The sequence below is a fragment of the Pseudoprimorskyibacter insulae genome (genome assembly GCF_900302505.1).
Taxonomy (GTDB): domain Bacteria; phylum Pseudomonadota; class Alphaproteobacteria; order Rhodobacterales; family Rhodobacteraceae; genus Pseudoprimorskyibacter; species Pseudoprimorskyibacter insulae.
Genome location: NZ_OMOJ01000002.1, coordinates 173,893 through 188,419, shown reverse-complemented (window position 1 = coordinate 188,419; position 14,527 = coordinate 173,893). Strand labels below are relative to the sequence as shown.

15 protein-coding genes are annotated in these 14,527 nt (G+C 61.3%); 6 read left to right on the top strand and 9 right to left on the bottom strand.

What is annotated here, in order from left to right:
• Positions 1–18: 18 nt before the first annotated feature.
• The 3 genes from PRI8871_RS06450 to PRI8871_RS06440 form a co-directional block, all read right to left on the bottom strand.
• Entirely contained in the window at positions 19–1,086 is a 1,068-nt protein-coding gene (locus PRI8871_RS06450; protein WP_108885378.1) for a PEP/pyruvate-binding domain-containing protein, read from the bottom strand.
• A gap of 2 nt (positions 1,087–1,088) precedes the next feature.
• Entirely contained in the window at positions 1,089–2,330 is a 1,242-nt protein-coding gene (locus tag PRI8871_RS06445; protein WP_108885377.1) for a cytochrome P450, read from the bottom strand.
• Between the two features lie 85 nt (positions 2,331–2,415).
• Positions 2,416–3,822, bottom strand: a complete 1,407-nt coding sequence (locus PRI8871_RS06440) for an AfsR/SARP family transcriptional regulator (protein ID WP_146188660.1) — start codon at positions 3,820–3,822, stop codon at positions 2,416–2,418.
• A gap of 244 nt (positions 3,823–4,066) precedes the next feature.
• Between PRI8871_RS06440 and PRI8871_RS06435 the strand changes: the two genes are divergently transcribed.
• The 6 genes from PRI8871_RS06435 to PRI8871_RS06410 all read left to right on the top strand — a co-directional run bounded on the left by PRI8871_RS06435 (position 4,067) and on the right by PRI8871_RS06410 (position 10,498).
• Complete coding sequence (locus PRI8871_RS06435) at positions 4,067–5,695, top strand: GMC family oxidoreductase (protein ID WP_108885375.1); 1,629 nt, start codon at positions 4,067–4,069, stop codon at positions 5,693–5,695.
• A gap of 71 nt (positions 5,696–5,766) precedes the next feature.
• Positions 5,767–7,020, top strand: a complete 1,254-nt coding sequence (locus PRI8871_RS06430) for an ABC transporter substrate-binding protein (RefSeq protein WP_108885374.1) — start codon at positions 5,767–5,769, stop codon at positions 7,018–7,020.
• A gap of 78 nt (positions 7,021–7,098) precedes the next feature.
• Complete coding sequence (locus PRI8871_RS06425; RefSeq protein ID WP_219929007.1) at positions 7,099–8,055, top strand: branched-chain amino acid ABC transporter permease; 957 nt, start codon at positions 7,099–7,101, stop codon at positions 8,053–8,055.
• 3 nt (positions 8,056–8,058) lie between these two features.
• On the top strand, positions 8,059–9,045 hold the full coding sequence (locus tag PRI8871_RS06420) for a branched-chain amino acid ABC transporter permease (protein ID WP_108885373.1): 987 nt from the start codon (positions 8,059–8,061) through the stop codon (positions 9,043–9,045).
• The gene (locus tag PRI8871_RS06415) at positions 9,042–9,755 is read left to right on the top strand and encodes an ABC transporter ATP-binding protein (RefSeq protein WP_108885372.1); all 714 of its coding nucleotides are present in this window, start codon (positions 9,042–9,044) and stop codon (positions 9,753–9,755) included. Before PRI8871_RS06420 ends, PRI8871_RS06415 begins: the two co-directional genes overlap by 4 nt.
• 2 nt (positions 9,756–9,757) lie before the next feature.
• Positions 9,758–10,498, top strand: a complete 741-nt coding sequence (locus PRI8871_RS06410; RefSeq protein ID WP_108885371.1) for an ABC transporter ATP-binding protein — start codon at positions 9,758–9,760, stop codon at positions 10,496–10,498.
• Here the strand turns inward: PRI8871_RS06410 and PRI8871_RS06405 are convergent.
• The 6 genes from PRI8871_RS06405 to PRI8871_RS06380 all read right to left on the bottom strand — a co-directional run bounded on the left by PRI8871_RS06405 (position 10,495) and on the right by PRI8871_RS06380 (position 14,506).
• Positions 10,495–11,181, bottom strand: coding sequence for an HAD-IA family hydrolase (locus PRI8871_RS06405; RefSeq protein WP_108885370.1), 687 nt, complete (start codon positions 11,179–11,181; stop codon positions 10,495–10,497). The genes PRI8871_RS06410 and PRI8871_RS06405 overlap by 4 nt on opposite strands.
• The gene (gene gph / locus PRI8871_RS06400; RefSeq protein ID WP_108885369.1) at positions 11,178–11,837 is read right to left on the bottom strand and encodes a phosphoglycolate phosphatase; all 660 of its coding nucleotides are present in this window, start codon (positions 11,835–11,837) and stop codon (positions 11,178–11,180) included. The genes PRI8871_RS06405 and gph overlap by 4 nt, the downstream gene beginning before the upstream one ends.
• Complete coding sequence (locus tag PRI8871_RS06395) at positions 11,837–12,394, bottom strand: thioredoxin family protein (RefSeq protein ID WP_108885368.1); 558 nt, start codon at positions 12,392–12,394, stop codon at positions 11,837–11,839. The genes gph and PRI8871_RS06395 overlap by 1 nt, the downstream gene beginning before the upstream one ends.
• A 15-nt stretch (positions 12,395–12,409) precedes the next feature.
• A complete protein-coding gene (gene rpe / locus PRI8871_RS06390) occupies positions 12,410–13,093 on the bottom strand; it encodes a ribulose-phosphate 3-epimerase (RefSeq protein ID WP_108885367.1) in 684 nt (227 codons plus the stop codon).
• Entirely contained in the window at positions 13,090–14,019 is a 930-nt protein-coding gene (cbbX, locus tag PRI8871_RS06385) for a CbbX protein (RefSeq protein WP_108885366.1), read from the bottom strand. Before cbbX ends, rpe begins: the two co-directional genes overlap by 4 nt.
• A gap of 97 nt (positions 14,020–14,116) precedes the next feature.
• Complete coding sequence (locus tag PRI8871_RS06380; RefSeq protein WP_108885365.1) at positions 14,117–14,506, bottom strand: ribulose bisphosphate carboxylase small subunit; 390 nt, start codon at positions 14,504–14,506, stop codon at positions 14,117–14,119.
• Positions 14,507–14,527: the final 21 nt, after the last annotated feature.

Here is a 14,527-nt window from a genome sequence, read left to right as displayed (position 1 = left end):
GATTACTTTGTCCGGCCTCTAGGAACGCGCCCCGTAAGGGTTGTTCAGTGTCCCGACGATCGACATCATGCCGGTCGAATAGGACGACTTTGGTTTGTCTTTCTTTTTCTGAGACCAGATCGTTTCAGGCCGGCTTTGCAGCGCCAGAAGGTTTTCCCCGGCGGGCAGGTCGGCATCAATTGCCCATTCCACGTCTTGTGGGCATTTGTTCTGACGCTCTAACCGCTTGGCCAAACGGGCCACGGCCAGAACCTCTGCATCACTCAGGCAAGGCACTTTGCGGCGCGCGTCCTCCACCTCGCGCTCCACGGCCTCACCGGCGGCGGCGTCCCCCACAAGCTCGACATGCTTGTCCGAGATTTTGCGGTCGATGATTTCTTCCAGCACCTTTTCGACGCTGTAATTGTCCGGCGTCACAACGCCAGAAACCACCATTTCCCCAAGCCCCCAAGATGCATCAATGACGATCCGCGTGCGGTCGCCCGTGCCCGGGTCCAGCGTCATGGCGACGCCAGCGGCGCGGGCGTTAACCATCTTCTGAACGCCCACACTCATCAGCACATCGATATGCGGGATGTTGTTCTTTTCGCGGTAGGCCACGGCCCGCGTGGTATAAAGCGAGGCCCAGCAATCCCGCACATGGCTGACAACATCATCGGCGCCTTTGACCCACAGGTAGGTGTCTTGCTGCCCGGCAAAGCTGGCGTCCGGCAGGTCTTCGGCGGTGGCCGAGGACCGGACCGCGACGGGCATATCTTCGCCCATAGCGGCATAGGCAGTGCGAATGCCGGCCTCTACCTCATCCGGCAAACGGTGTGACCGGATGCGGATGCGGATCGCCTGCGCCGCGCGGTCCACGCTATCCAGATCTTCGGGATCAACGCCCGCAAGGTGCCGTGCGATTTCATCGCGCAGCCCATGGTGATCCAGCATCGCCGAATAGGCTTCGGTGGTGACAGCAAACCCCGGAGGCACGGCGACGCCCGCTTGGGTCATTTCCCCAAGCGAAGCGCATTTGCCGCCCACGCGGGCATGATCGGCAGAACCGATGTTCGAAAAGTCGAGTGTGTACAAATTGTCCCCCATACTCACCTGTCCCAGTCCACCATGACGGATGTCGGAACACGGAAAGTGATGTTTCTTAGGAAAGTCGCCTCAAACCCGTCAGCAAGGCGCAATGACGGGAAGCGTTCGGCCAATTGGCGCAGAACGATCTGCCCCTCCATCTTGGCCAGTTGGAACCCAAGGCAATAGTGAATGCCGTAGCCAAAGCTGAGGTGCGTGCGGGCGTTCTTGCGTTCGATGTCCAGCGCTTCACCGTTCGTGAACTGGCCTTCATCGCGGTTGGCCGACCCGGTCAGCATGAGCACTTCGGCGCCTTCCGGCAGCTCGACATCGCCAACCTTGGTGGCATAGCGCGCCTTGCGCCGCCAACCGACGACCGAGGGCGAATAGCGCAGGATCTCTTCCACCGCATTGGGGATCTTGGCCGGATCGGCCTTGATCGCGTCCCACGCGTCCTGATTGCTCATCAGCGTGATGATGGAATTGCCCATCAAGGTCGATGTGGTTTCATGCCCAGCGAACAGCGTGGAATACAGAACACCTGCGATTTCATCGTCGGTGATCTCGGCCCCTTCGGACTGAAGGCGCAGCAGGTCCGACGGGAAATCATCGCCCGGTTCTTTGCGGCGTTTGTCCAGCAGGTCGTGGATGTAGTTCCAATATTCCACCATCGCATGGGCGACGGGGATCTGCTCTTCGTCGGTCAGGTCCGACCAGGTCATGGCAACCCGCGCCTCGCCGTAGCGCTTGATCTTGGGCACGTCTTCTTCGGGGATGCCCATCAGCGTGAACAGCACATGGGCCGGCACCGGATAGGCGACCTCTTTCCAGAAATCGACGGGGCCGGTTTTGCCGGCCTCTTGCAAGACATCCAGATGGCGGGCGACGATTTGTTCGATCTGCGGCTCAATCGATTTGAACCGGCGGGGGCCAAAACAGCCCTGCGCGATCTTGCGAATGCGCGTGTGATCCGGGGGAACCCGCGCGGTCAGGCCGGAATAGGCGGTGAACCCGCCATCCTTCAGTACCTGCCGGCCCGCCTCGCACATCGGGCGCATCGGCTTTTGCGCGTTCTCGGATGAAAAGCACTTCCAATCGTCGAAAATGGCTTTGATGTCCTCATAACGGGACGCGACCCAATACCCCGACGGCTCATGATAAAACAGCGGGCTGCCTTCGCGGAAAGCGGCCCAAGTCGGATGGGGTTTGTTAAGGTCAAAAGGATCGTATGCATCCGCAGCGCGGATGGCATCCAAAGCGTTCATGATATCCTCCCATAGCCGCAATCGGCCCTTAAGAATCACCCTACCCTGCCCACTTTGGTTTTTCTTTGGCGCAGTCACGCCGCCTTCAAACCCTTGTTAAAGCGCGGAAAAGTGCCTGCACCTCAGATCCTTCGGGCGATGCGTCCATGGCTTCGACCGCTTTGCGGTATTGGCGGTATTGCCGCGCGACCGTGTCTGGCCGCCCCTGCGCATGAAAGACGCGCATCGCCTCAATGTTGGCGCTTTCGCTGGTCGGATCGAGCGCAAGCGCCTTCGTGCAATGGTCCAGTGCTTCGCGCAAATTCCCGTCTTCGCGCAGCAGCACCGACATGTCGCGCTGCAACTTGATCGCCATTTCGCGCAGCCACACCCGGCGGGGCAAACACCAATCTTCCTGATCGCTTTCCACATACTCAAGCGGAATGTCCTCAAACAAATCCCCGGCATAAAGCCGTTCCGCCGTGTGATAGATCTGAAGCGCCTCTTTGCGCTGGCCGCGTTTGACCAAGGATAGCCCGCGCCGACAGAGTTGTTCAAAGCTGGTGATGTCGATCCAACTGCCCTCGGGCGGGTTGAGGCGATAGAAATCGCCCGACCGCAACACGCTGTCCCCATGGCCGAGCGTCTTGCGCAACATCGCAATCGTGTGGTGCAGACGGGCGCGTTTGCCGTCCTCGATCGTGTCATCGGGCCAAAGCAATTCGGCAATCCGGTCGGCATGCGCCCCCTTTTCACCGCAGGTCAGCAGGTAGGCAAACAGGGTGCGCGTTTTCTTGGGGGCGCCGCCTTTCAGCTTCCATTCAATGCGTTCGCGCCCGTTCCGGTACACCCGCAGCTGCCCAAAGCAGTAGATCTGCCAAACGTCGGATTTGCGCTGCCCAATGGTCATACCGCGCGGCTTGGCGACCCATTCGGGATCTGCCCCATGGGCGGCAAACCGGTCATCGCGCATGAAAAAGCTGACATTGGCATAGTCCGGCACCACACGACCCAACAGGAATGACATCTGTTCGCCCCAAGGGGCCAATCGAAGATCGTCTGGAATCCAGTAGGGGTTGTCATATAGCCCCGACCGGGCCAGGAACTGACGATGGGCGCGAAAGGCTGCTTGGACCTGTTCTTCGATCAAAAGCTCTCGGTCATAGCGGGAAATGACGGTCAGCCCCATATCCTTGGCCAGACTTTCGGCCATCTGGCCCCATGTGCGGATATTACCGTTGCCCTGCACCATGTTCATCAGCCAGCGCATATCCACCAGCAGCGTCCCGGCCGCCCCAATCCGCGCCAGATGCGGGCGGAGAAGCGTGGCAAACTCCTCCGGCTCAAGGCTGCGTCCATCCAGCCCAAGATCCCCGAGGGTCAGGCGCAGGGTCGGCAAAATACGGCGCGCAAAGGTCGGTTCATTCGACACAACGATCACCGGGCGGCCATGACTGGGCACACATGTCAGCGCATCTTCCAGAAAGCCAAGGACGTTCGAATCGTCAAACAAGGCAATATTGAAGATGTTAAATTTTTCTAAACCACTGGTACTACGCGGATTTTCCCCGTTTTGCATCGCACAACCTATCGCCGAGACCGTCTCACTAGGAAAACGCCAAAGAAAAACCAAAGCAAGCGTTTTAGCGTGATTCTCATGATCGGCGTGAAAATCGCCATCATTGGGAGGACTACGATGACATCCGTTTTGCGAGGGCCCCGCGTGGGCTCTGCGGCTTTGGCGTGGCTTGCGGTTAATGCAAACTGACCTGTCAGCTGATTACGTGATTGTCGGTGCCGGCTCGGCCGGGGCCGTTTTGGCGCATCGGTTGTCTGCCGATCCTTCTGTGACCGTTTGCCTGATCGAAGCAGGCCCCGCCGACCGCAGCCCGATCATTCGCGTGCCACTGGGGGTGATCTGGCTAAACAAAGACCCCAAGCACAACTGGCTGTTCAAATCGACACCACAAGCGGCCCTAGACGGACGTGAAATCAGCGTGCCGCGCGGCAAGGTTTTGGGCGGATCATCGGCCATCAACGGGATGATCTACATTCGCGGGCACCGGGCCGACTATGACGACTGGGCCGCATTGGGTTGCACGGGCTGGGGCTATGACGATGTGCTGCCCTATTTCAAACGGTCCGAAGCCAATGCCGACGCAGGCCGGGACGATGCGTGGCACGGGCGCAGCGGGCCGCTGCACGTCGCCAATCTGCGCGATCCCAGCCCGGTCTCCCAAGACTTCATCGACGCCGCAAGCCGCGTGCAAATCCGCCCCTGCCCCGATTTCAACAACCCCGAACCCGAAGGCGTCGGCGTTTATCAGGTCACCCAAAAGGACGGCAAACGCCACTCTACTGCCGAGGCGTTTTTGAAATCCGTCCGCCAGCGCCCCAACCTGACCATTCTGACCGGCGCCGAGGTGACGGGCATCACGCTTGACGGCGCTCAGGCCACGGGGATCACATTGCGCCGCGACGGCCAGACCCAGACGATTGCCGCGCGGGCCGAGGTGATCCTGTCCGCTGGGGCCATCGGGTCGCCCGATATTCTGCTTCGCTCGGGCATCGGCCCCGGCGACCAGATCCGACAAGCAGGCGGAGCGGTGGCGCATGACCTGCCGGGCGTTGGCCAGAACCTGCAAGATCACGTCGACTGCATGATCATCTGCAAAAGCCAATCCACCCGACCGCATGGCATTTCCGTCCGGGCCTTGCCGCGCCTGTCGATGGATGCGCTGCGCTGGGTGACGGGCAATCGCGGTCTGTTGTCGTCAAACATGGTGGAGGCCGGCGGGTTTGTCCGCTCCTCCCCGACCGAGGATCGCCCCGACATTCAGTTCCACATCATTCCGGGCCGCAAAAGCCATCGCGGGCGGATGATCGAATATGGGCATGGCGTTTCGTTGCACACCTGTGTGTTGCGCCCGCACAGCCGGGGGTCGGTCACGCGCATATCGCAGCATGGCGCGCCGCAAATCGACCTTGGCCTGCTGCAGGACGACCGCGACACGATGCGCCTTTTGCGTGGGCTAAAGCTGGGTCGGTCCATTCTGGCGCAATCGCCTATGGCCGACCTTGGGCTAGAGGAAATCGTACCGGGCCGCGCCGCCCAATCGGATGAGGCGCTGCTGGCCCATATCCGCAGCCAGACCCGCACCGTTTATCACCCCGTTGGCACCTGCACGATGGGCACCGGGCCAGAGGCGGTGGTTGACCCGCGTCTACGCGTTCACGGCATCGGCGGACTGCGCGTGGTCGATGCCTCGATCATGCCGCTGCTGGTGTCCGGCAATACCAACGCCCCAACGATCATGATCGCGGAAAAGGCCGCCGACATGATCCTGGAAGACCGAAAAAACCTGAACAACCGGGCCGCTGCCTGACACGGCCCACCGCAATTACCCGCCGCAGAGCGGGGAACCCAAACTGTCCAACACACTCAGGGAGGAGTGCAATGAAACAGACCAAAACCCTAGCGGTGCTTGCCGCGCTACCCTTCGCTTTTGCCGCCAGCCAAGCGATGGCCGCCCCCAGCTGTGGTGCCAACACCGGCCAAGCCGCCAGCGGTGATCCGATCATCGTCGGCGGCATCCACGGCAACGCAGCACCCGGCGACTTTTCCGCCGCCACCGATGCCGCCGCCGCCTATTTCGCCTGTGTGAACGCCAATGGCGGGATCAATGGCCGCCCGATTGACTACCGGGTCGAAAACGACCAGTGGAACCCAGAACTGGCCGCTCAGGCCGCTGCCAAACTGGTGAATGACACCAAGTCGGTTGCCCTTGTCGGCAATGGGTCGTTCATCGAAATGGCCGTGAACGCGGGCACCTACAAAGACGCCGATATTATGGTCATGGCCTCGGCTTGCGCGATTTCGGAATGCTTTGAAACGCCGAACATCGTGTCGACCAACCAAGGCCCGCTTCCGTCCAACCTTGGCGCGGTGATGTATGCCCGCGAAGAACTGGGCGCGACCAATGTGGCCTGTATCGGCCTGAACATCCCCAACAACGGGATCTGGTCCTGCGAAGCCTCGATCAACTACATGAAGTCGCATGGCGGCGATGGGTCGATGGCGCTGCTGAACCCCGGTGCGCCGGACGTGAACTCGGCCCTGCTTGAGGCCGTGTCTTCGGGCGCGGATACCATCCTGATCAACCAGCCTGCCGGTCTGGCGCTGGCCATCCTGAAGGCCGCCGAAGAACAAGACCTGCGCGATGCCTTCAACTGGATCGCCCCGACACCGCTTTACGATCTGTCGGTGCCGGATGCGGTCGGTGAATACTGGCACGGCCACATCTATGTGAACGCTGAACTGGCCCCGTTCCAAGTAAATGGCCCGGATGCGCAGAACTGGATCGCCGTAATGGATGCCCATGCACGCCCAGAAGATCCGCGCGATACCTTCGCGCAGGCGGGCTATCTGTCGGCCAAGTTCTTCACTGAAACGCTGATGGAAATGGACCCGGCAGACGTGGATGACCGCGCCAAGGTGTCCGACGCCATCCGCGCAATCAAAGGCAAAACCTCGGACCTGATGTGCGGCCCGTACTATGTGGGCGACGCCGATTTCCACATGCCGAACCACGCGGGCTACATGGTGAAGATCGTCGAGGGCGGTTACGAAATCGTGCGCGAATGCTACGAATATGAAGCCGCCTATTTCGATCCGCACCACGCGATTGAAAAGGAAATGGGTCTGAAGTGATCCACCCCTAAGACAACACAACAGCATCGGCCGGGGCCTCCCCGGCCGGTCTGCGCTTTGGGAGGGGCGTAGGTCCAAATGGTGGAAAACAGATTGCTCAACTGGCTGCTTTACGTGGCCTTGATGGCGGGAACGCTGGGCTGGCTTGGGTCCGGCAAACCGTTCAAGATTGTCGGGTTGTTCCTGACCTCGGGCCTTGCGGTCGGATCGCTCTATGCGCTTGGCGGGATCGGCATGGTCGTGCTGTTCCGCGCGACCGGCGTGCTGAACTTTTCGTCCGGCGCGGCGGGGGCTGCAGGCGCGATGGTGGCGTGGCAATTGGGCCAATGGGGCCTGTGGGCGCCGTTGACTTGGGTCGCCTGCATTTTGGTCGCGCTGCTGATTACGCTGGCCTATGGCCGCTATATCGCGCCGCGTCTGGCGTGGCGCGAAACGGTGGTCAAAGCCGTGGCAACGCTGGGCTTTGCGCTGATCATCCTTGGCCTCGTCTCCTTTCTGTGGATCGACGATCCACGCTCCCTCACCCTGCCCACCGACAAGATCGGCGTGAAATTCCTTGGCCTGCGCGTCACCGCAACCCGGCTGATCGTACTGGGCGCGGCCATCGGCATCGTGATCGGCATCCACCTGTTCCTCAGCCGCACCAAGGTGGGCCTGCAAATGCGCAGCCTTGCCAATGATCGCGACCTATCGGCCCTGATCGGTATTCCGATCCTGCGGGTTGAGACCATCGCCTGGGGCATCGCGGGCGTGATCGCGGGATTCACTGGCCTGATGTTCGCCGATCTGATCCGGCTAGAGCCGACGGTCATCACCTTCATGGTCATCCCCTCAATCGCCGCCGCCATCTGCGGGCGTCTGGAAAATCTGGCAATTGTCCTGATCGGCGGGCTGTCGATGGGCGTTGTCGAAAGCATGCTGACCCTGTCCAGCACGCTGAAAGGCGCACGCCCCATCGCCCCCTTCGTCATCGCTGCGCTGGTGCTGCTTTGGTATCAACGCGGCGCACGCCTGACCTTCGGCGGGAGGGACTGAGCCATGAGACTTTGGCACATCACCCCTTCAGGCTGGGCAGGCCTGATCTTTGCGGCGCTGGCGTTCTTCCTGTTTCCGGCCTTGGCGGGCAACCTTTGGCTGTCGGTCTTTATCTCAACCGGGTGTTTCACAATTGCCGTCGCAGGCGTCAGCTTTATGTATGCGCGCCTTGGCATGGTCAGCCTGACGCAAGTCGGCCTGATGGGCCTTGGCGGTTGGGTTATGCTGCGGCTGAACCACGCCTACGGCTTGCCGTTTGAGGTCAACCTGATCCTCGCAGCCTTGGTCACCATGGTCTGCGGCTGGATCATGGCCCTGCCCGCCATGCGGATGCGCGGGCTGTATCTGGCGCTGGTCACCCTGATGGCGGCGGGCGGGTTGGAAATCCTGTTCGCCACCTATCAATTCCCCAATGGCGGTGACGGGTTCTGGGGCGTCAAAACAGGGTCCGCCGCGCCCTTCACCCGGCCTGCTCTGGCCACCACGCCCGAGGCTTATCTGCGATATGTCGTGGTCATCGCGCTGCTGTGTTTCCTTCTGATCGAAGCGCATCGCCGGATGAAACCGGGCCGCGCTTGGGCGATGATCCGGCGGTCCGAGGCTGCGGCCATGGCGGCCGGTGTGAATGTCACGTTCTATAAGACCTGGGCCTTTGGCATCGCCGGGCTTCTGGCCGGTGTCGCGGGCGGGCTGTTGGCCGGATCGCTTGGCCTGCTGGATGACGCGACCTTCCGCGCCTCTGAAAGCGTTCTGATATTTGCCTTGGCCGTCGTTGGCGGCGCGCGGTACTGGTACGGCGCTTTGATCGCGGCCACGCTCTATCGCATTCTGCCCGCCCTTCTGAACAACTGGGGCGTCGATGCGGACCTCAGCTTTGTGATCTTTGGCGCGGGCCTGCTGCATGCGGTCATCACCGCGCCCGACGGCATCGCGGGCCAGATCGCCGGAGCCCTAAAGGCCCGCAAGGCCGCGAAAGGAAGAGCATCATGATCGAGGTAAACGACGTCACGGTTCGCTTTGGCGGGGTGGTCGCGCTGAACGCGGTTCAGGCCAGTTTCAGCCAGCCCGTCAGCGGCATCATCGGCCCGAATGGCGCTGGCAAAACAACCCTCATGAACGTCCTGTCGGGCTTTGTTCAGGTGCATAGCGGATCGGTGATTTGTCAGGGGGTGAACCTGTTGTCGATGGCCCCGCACAAACGTGCCAAATGGGGCCTGCGACGGTCCTTTCAGAAAGAGGAAATTGCAAACGATCTGACGGTGCTGGAAAACGTGTTGGTTCAGGCCGATCACGTGCCGGGCAACACCGCCGATAAACTGGCGCAGGTGCATGACCTGTTGGCCTTTGTCGGGATGGCAGACAAGACCGATACACCGGGACGGTCGCTCAATAGCTTTGAACGTCGCCTGACCGATATCGCCAAATGCATGGCAGGCCAGCCGCGTTTGGTGATGTTCGATGAACCGGCGGGCGGCTTGTCGGTGGATGAAACGCAGCGGCTGGGCGATTTGATCCTGCAAGTCCACGACCGCACCGGCGCGCAGGTTCTGGTCATCGACCACGATGTCGAACTGATTTCGCGCATATGTTCTGAAACGCTGGTGCTGGATTTCGGCAAGCGCATCGCCTTTGGCCCCACCCGCGACGTGCTGGCCGACCCAAAGGTCAAATCCGCCTATCTTGGCACCGAGGAGGTCTGACAATGGCGCTTGATCTGGAAAAACTGCGCGTATCCAAGGGTGATCGGACGATCCTGTCCGACCTTGATCTGCACCTGTCGCCGGGGTCCGTCACGGCGGTTCTTGGGGCGAATGGCGCCGGGAAATCCGAACTGGTTCTGGCCATGGCCGGGATGCTGCCGATCACGGCGGGCCGGATGATGCTGGACGGTCAAGACCTGACCGGCAAAGGCCCGGATGCAATCCGCGCCGCAGGCATCGCCGCCGTGCCCGAAGGCCACCGCGTGCTGACCAAGCTGAGCGTTGATGACAATCTTCGTGCCGCGGGCAGCCTGCTGCGTGACGGGTTGGACCAAACGCTAGATGACACCTACGCCCTGTTCCCCGAACTGGCAGAACGCAAGGGCCAATTGGCGGGCACCATGTCGGGCGGGCAGCAACAGATGCTGGCGCTGGGTCATGCAATGATGTGCCGCCCGCGTTACCTGTTGATTGACGAAATGTCCCTTGGCCTTGCGCCCCTGGTGGTCAAACGGCTGATGCGCTTTGTCACGGATCTGAAGGACCGGGGCGTTGGCATTTTGCTGATCGAACAATTCACCGATATGGCCCTGTCGATATCCGAAAACGCCTTTGTGCTGCGCGGCGGGATCATCCGTTACAGCGGCCGGGCGGAAAACCTGCTGAGCGATCCTGCCCTGCTGGACCGCGCCTATTTCGGGCTGGAAGCCGCTGAACGCGGTGCCAAGCTAGAAGCGCATTAACCGGCAAACCTAAGATCGGCTGGCAGGTCGGCGGCGTTATAGCTGCGGGCCTGCCAGTCGGCCTCATCGTGGGTTTCGTCCTGCGTATAGGTTGCGGGAACGACCAACACCCGCAACCCTGCCCCTTTGGCAGACACCAAACCGTTGCGGCTGTCTTCCAGCGCGATGCATTGATCAGGTGGAAGACCGAGGCGCGACAGCGCCAGATCGTACACATCGGGCGCGGGCTTTTTCCGTGGCACCTCATCCCCGGCGGCGATCACGTCGAACACATGCGCCGCATCACGGCCCCAGCACGCCCGCGTCAGTGCATCGACATTCGCGCGCGACGTGGTCGTGGCCACCGCCAGTTTCAGACCCGCCGCCCGGGCCGATCCCATCAGCGCATCAATCCCCGGCCGCAGCGCCAAGCCCCCGCCGTGGATGATATCGCCGTAAATCGCCGTCTTCCGCCGATGCAACGCTGCGATCTGATCATCGCACGGGCCGGAACCGCAGGCATCGCGGTGATGCTGCATCCGCTCCTTCCCGCCCGTGACCTTCAGCAGCTTGGCATAGTCGGCCTGCGACCAATGCCAATCAAGGCCCGCCTCAAGGAAACAGCGATTGAACGCCGCGCGATGCGCCTCTTCGGTTTCGGCCAAAGTGCCATCCACATCGAAGATCAGCGCCGCCAGCATCATTCCGCGCCCAGCAATACGCCCGCCACCAGCGCCGGCAGCTCGGCAAAGTCCGAAAACGCCGCGTGATGCGGGATGAGCGCGACCGGCGTCTTCCGATAGCCTTCGGTATAAAGCAGGAACGGCACGCCCGCCCGCTGCGCGGTTTCGGCGTCCACTTCGCTATCACCGACATAGATCCTGGGCGCATCGCCCCCTAGCGCCTCATAGGCCGCATGTAGCGGCGCGGGATCGGGTTTATGCACCGGCAGACTATCGCCGCCCCAGATCGTGGCAAACCGTCCGGTCAGGCCAAAATGATCCAGCACCGCGCGGCAAGGGCGAATGGGTTTATTGGTACAAATCCCCAACGCAAAACCGGCCGATGCCAGATCGTCCAAGGCGCGTTCAACACCCGGATAGATCACCGTGCGCGTCACCGCCGCATCGTACCACGCCACGAACGCCTTATGCATTTCCGCCTGACGGTCATCGGGTACGTCCCGCGCCTTGCGCATCCGCTCCACGAACACCGCCGCGCCATTGCCAATAAAGGACCGCGTCTGATCAAGCGTGATCGGCTCTAGCCCGGCCTCTTGCAGCAAGCCGTTGGCGACGCCCTGAATATCCGGGGCGCTGTTAATCAAAGTACCGTCCAGATCGAAAACGATATGCGCCATTACACCTTGCCCTTCCATTTGATCGAACAGCCCATCGACGGGATCTGATCCGCAGGCCCGCGCCCGGTGTCTGCCACCTGCTTCATCGCCTCAAACAGTTCGCGCCGCATGTCCTCGTGCGCGGCATTACGGCCCGATGCATCCAACCGCCCGCGATACTGCAAGCCACCGTTCGCATTAAAACCAAAGAAATCCGGCGTACAAACCGCGCCATACGCGGCGGCAACACTCTGATCTTCGTCATAGAGATACGGAAAGACAAAGCCCCGTTCTTCGGCCAGCGCTGTCATATTGTCGAAACTGTCCTTCGGATAAGCATCGGCGTCGTTGGACGAGATAGCGACGACGCCGATGCCCAAGGACACCAGATCCCGCGCATCGCGCTGAATCCTGTCCAAAACCGCAAGCACGTAAGGACAGTGATTGCAGATGAACATCACCAATGTGCCCTTCGGCCCGGCTACATCGGCAAATGAAACGGTCCGCCCGTCGGTCGCGGGCAATGTGAAATCGGGCGCGGGCCAATCGAAGTCACAGACAGGGGGGGTGGCGGCCATAGAACTCTCCTCAGGTCAGGCCGCAGTTGCCGCGGCACGGATCGCCGCAATATTGCCGCCATAGACGCCAGGCTTGTCAACGCTGCCACCCCGAAACACCGCCGACCCGGCGACCAAAACATCCGCCCCGGCGGCCACGACCTTGGGCGCCGTGACCGGATCGACCCCGCCGTCGATTTGAATATGCACAGGACTGTCGCCAATCATCGCACGCAACTCGGCGATTTTGGCCGTCATGTCGATAAAGCTCTGCCCGCCAAAACCAGGGTTCACGGTCATCACGCAAACCACATCGGCCAGATCCAGCAAATGCGCCACCGCCTGCGCAGGCGTGCCGGGGTTCAGCGCGATCCCGGCCTTCATCCCCGCCCCGCGAATGGCCTGCAATGTCCGGTGCGGATGCGGTCCTGCCTCGACATGCGCGGTCAAAATATCGGCCCCTGCATCGGCATAGGCGTCGATATAGGCATCGACCGGCGCGATCATCAGATGCACATCCATCACGGTTTTCACATGCGGGCGGAACGCTTTCACCGCAGGCGGCCCAAAGGTCAGGTTCGGCACGAAATGCCCGTCCATGACGTCCACATGCACCCAATCGGCCCCTTGCGCTTCAATCGCGCGGATCTCGGCGCCGAAGTTGGCAAAATCAGCCGACAGGATCGACGGAGCGATCTTGATAGAACGGTCAAAGCTCATTCTGCGGCCTCCTTCGCGGTGGGGCGATCCACATCCAAACCGCCGCTGAACACGCGGCTGGCGCGGATATCCTCGGCCCCGATCCGCGACAATGCCGCCGCGTCCAACGGCCCGGTGCTCTCGGTGAACAAGCGATTGGCCTGCCGCAGCCGCGCCCGATCAAGCGCATTGCGGATAGACCGCGCATTGGCGAAATGCGGCTGCGCCCGGCGCAGCCCGATATATTCGGCCATGGCCGCAGACCCGGCATCGTCCAAGGCATAGCTTTGCTGATCCAACATGCCGGCCGCGATCTGCAAAAGCTCTTCATTGCTGTAATCGGGAAAGTCGATGTGATGCGCGATCCGCGACCGGAACCCCGGATTGGCCGAGAAAAACCTGTCCATCCGGTCGGCGTAGCCCGCCATGATCACCACCAGATCATCGCGGTTGTTCTCCATCACTTGCAGCAAGATCTCGATGGCTTCCTGCCCGTAGTCCCGCTCGTTATCCGGCTTGTAAAGGTAATAGGCCTCGTCGATAAACAGCACCCCGCCCATGGCCTTTTTCAGCACCTCTTTGGTCTTGGGCGCGGTATGGCCGATGTATTGCCCGACCAGATCATCGCGCGTGACACTGACCAAATGCCCTTTGCGCACATAGCCCAATCGGTGCAGCAACCCGGCCATCATTTTGGCCACCGTGGTTTTGCCCGTGCCGGGGTTGCCGGTGAACGACATATGCAGCGTCGGCGTTTCCTGCGCCAATCCCAGCTCGCGCCGGGCCTTATCCACCAACAAAAGCGCCGCCGTTTCGCGAATGCGCTGCTTGACCGGGGCCAGCCCGATCAGGTCGCGGTCCAGATCCGCCAGAACCTCGGCCACGCCCGAGTTTTGATACTCCGCCGCCAGATCAACGGTTGTTTTGGGTGCACCGGTCTCGGTCATTGCGCCTTGTCCTTCTTCTCTTTCCAAATACGCAGGGGGGTGCGGGGGGCATCGCCCCCCGCCGGTCGGATCGGCAAAGCCGATCCGAAACCAAGGATCAGCGGCTCAGGCTCCAGCCATATTTCTGTGACCGGCCTTCATAGTCGCTTCGATGCATGGCAAAGCCCGGCTCGCTGGCGGGGCGGTTGACGATAAAGCTCATCATCACCGTCTCAAACCCGCGCGTGCTGTCGAAGGCCTGAACACGGATATAGGCGTCGGGATGCGCCTTGCGGCAGTCCTCCAATTCCATCATCGCGCCCTTGGCGTCACGCAGATCGAACATCGGGTGGCCCCACATGTCCCAATAGGTGTTGCGCGGGTGCGGGTCGTCGGAAAATTCCAGGCTGACCGCCCAGCCGCGGCTAAGGATATACTCGATCTGAGCGGTGATCTGGGCATCGTCCAGATCGGGAAGAAAGCTAAAGCAGCCTTGAGTGATACGCATGTCTGTCTCCTGTTGACGGGG

Excerpts from the sequence above, each read along its gene's own strand:
- PRI8871_RS06420 (WP_108885373.1), top strand. The coding sequence starts at position 8,059 with ATGAGACTTTGGCACATCACCCCTTCAGGCTGGGCAGGCCTGATCTTT.
- PRI8871_RS06425 (WP_219929007.1), top strand. The coding sequence starts at position 7,099 with ATGGTGGAAAACAGATTGCTCAACTGGCTGCTTTACGTGGCCTTGATG.
- PRI8871_RS06430 (WP_108885374.1), top strand. The coding sequence starts at position 5,767 with ATGAAACAGACCAAAACCCTAGCGGTGCTTGCCGCGCTACCCTTCGCT.
- PRI8871_RS06410 (WP_108885371.1), top strand. The coding sequence starts at position 9,758 with ATGGCGCTTGATCTGGAAAAACTGCGCGTATCCAAGGGTGATCGGACG.
- gph (WP_108885369.1), bottom strand. The coding sequence starts at position 11,837 with ATGGCGCATATCGTTTTCGATCTGGACGGTACTTTGATTAACAGCGCC.
- PRI8871_RS06395 (WP_108885368.1), bottom strand. The coding sequence starts at position 12,394 with ATGGCCGCCACCCCCCCTGTCTGTGACTTCGATTGGCCCGCGCCCGAT.
- cbbX (WP_108885366.1), bottom strand. The coding sequence starts at position 14,019 with ATGACCGAGACCGGTGCACCCAAAACAACCGTTGATCTGGCGGCGGAG.
- PRI8871_RS06380 (WP_108885365.1), bottom strand. The coding sequence starts at position 14,506 with ATGCGTATCACTCAAGGCTGCTTTAGCTTTCTTCCCGATCTGGACGAT.
- PRI8871_RS06405 (WP_108885370.1), bottom strand. The coding sequence starts at position 11,181 with ATGATGCTGGCGGCGCTGATCTTCGATGTGGATGGCACTTTGGCCGAA.
- rpe (WP_108885367.1), bottom strand. The coding sequence starts at position 13,093 with ATGAGCTTTGACCGTTCTATCAAGATCGCTCCGTCGATCCTGTCGGCT.
- PRI8871_RS06445 (WP_108885377.1), bottom strand. The coding sequence starts at position 2,330 with ATGAACGCTTTGGATGCCATCCGCGCTGCGGATGCATACGATCCTTTT.
- PRI8871_RS06435 (WP_108885375.1), top strand. The coding sequence starts at position 4,067 with ATGCAAACTGACCTGTCAGCTGATTACGTGATTGTCGGTGCCGGCTCG.
- PRI8871_RS06415 (WP_108885372.1), top strand. The coding sequence starts at position 9,042 with ATGATCGAGGTAAACGACGTCACGGTTCGCTTTGGCGGGGTGGTCGCG.
- PRI8871_RS06450 (WP_108885378.1), bottom strand. The coding sequence starts at position 1,086 with ATGGGGGACAATTTGTACACACTCGACTTTTCGAACATCGGTTCTGCC.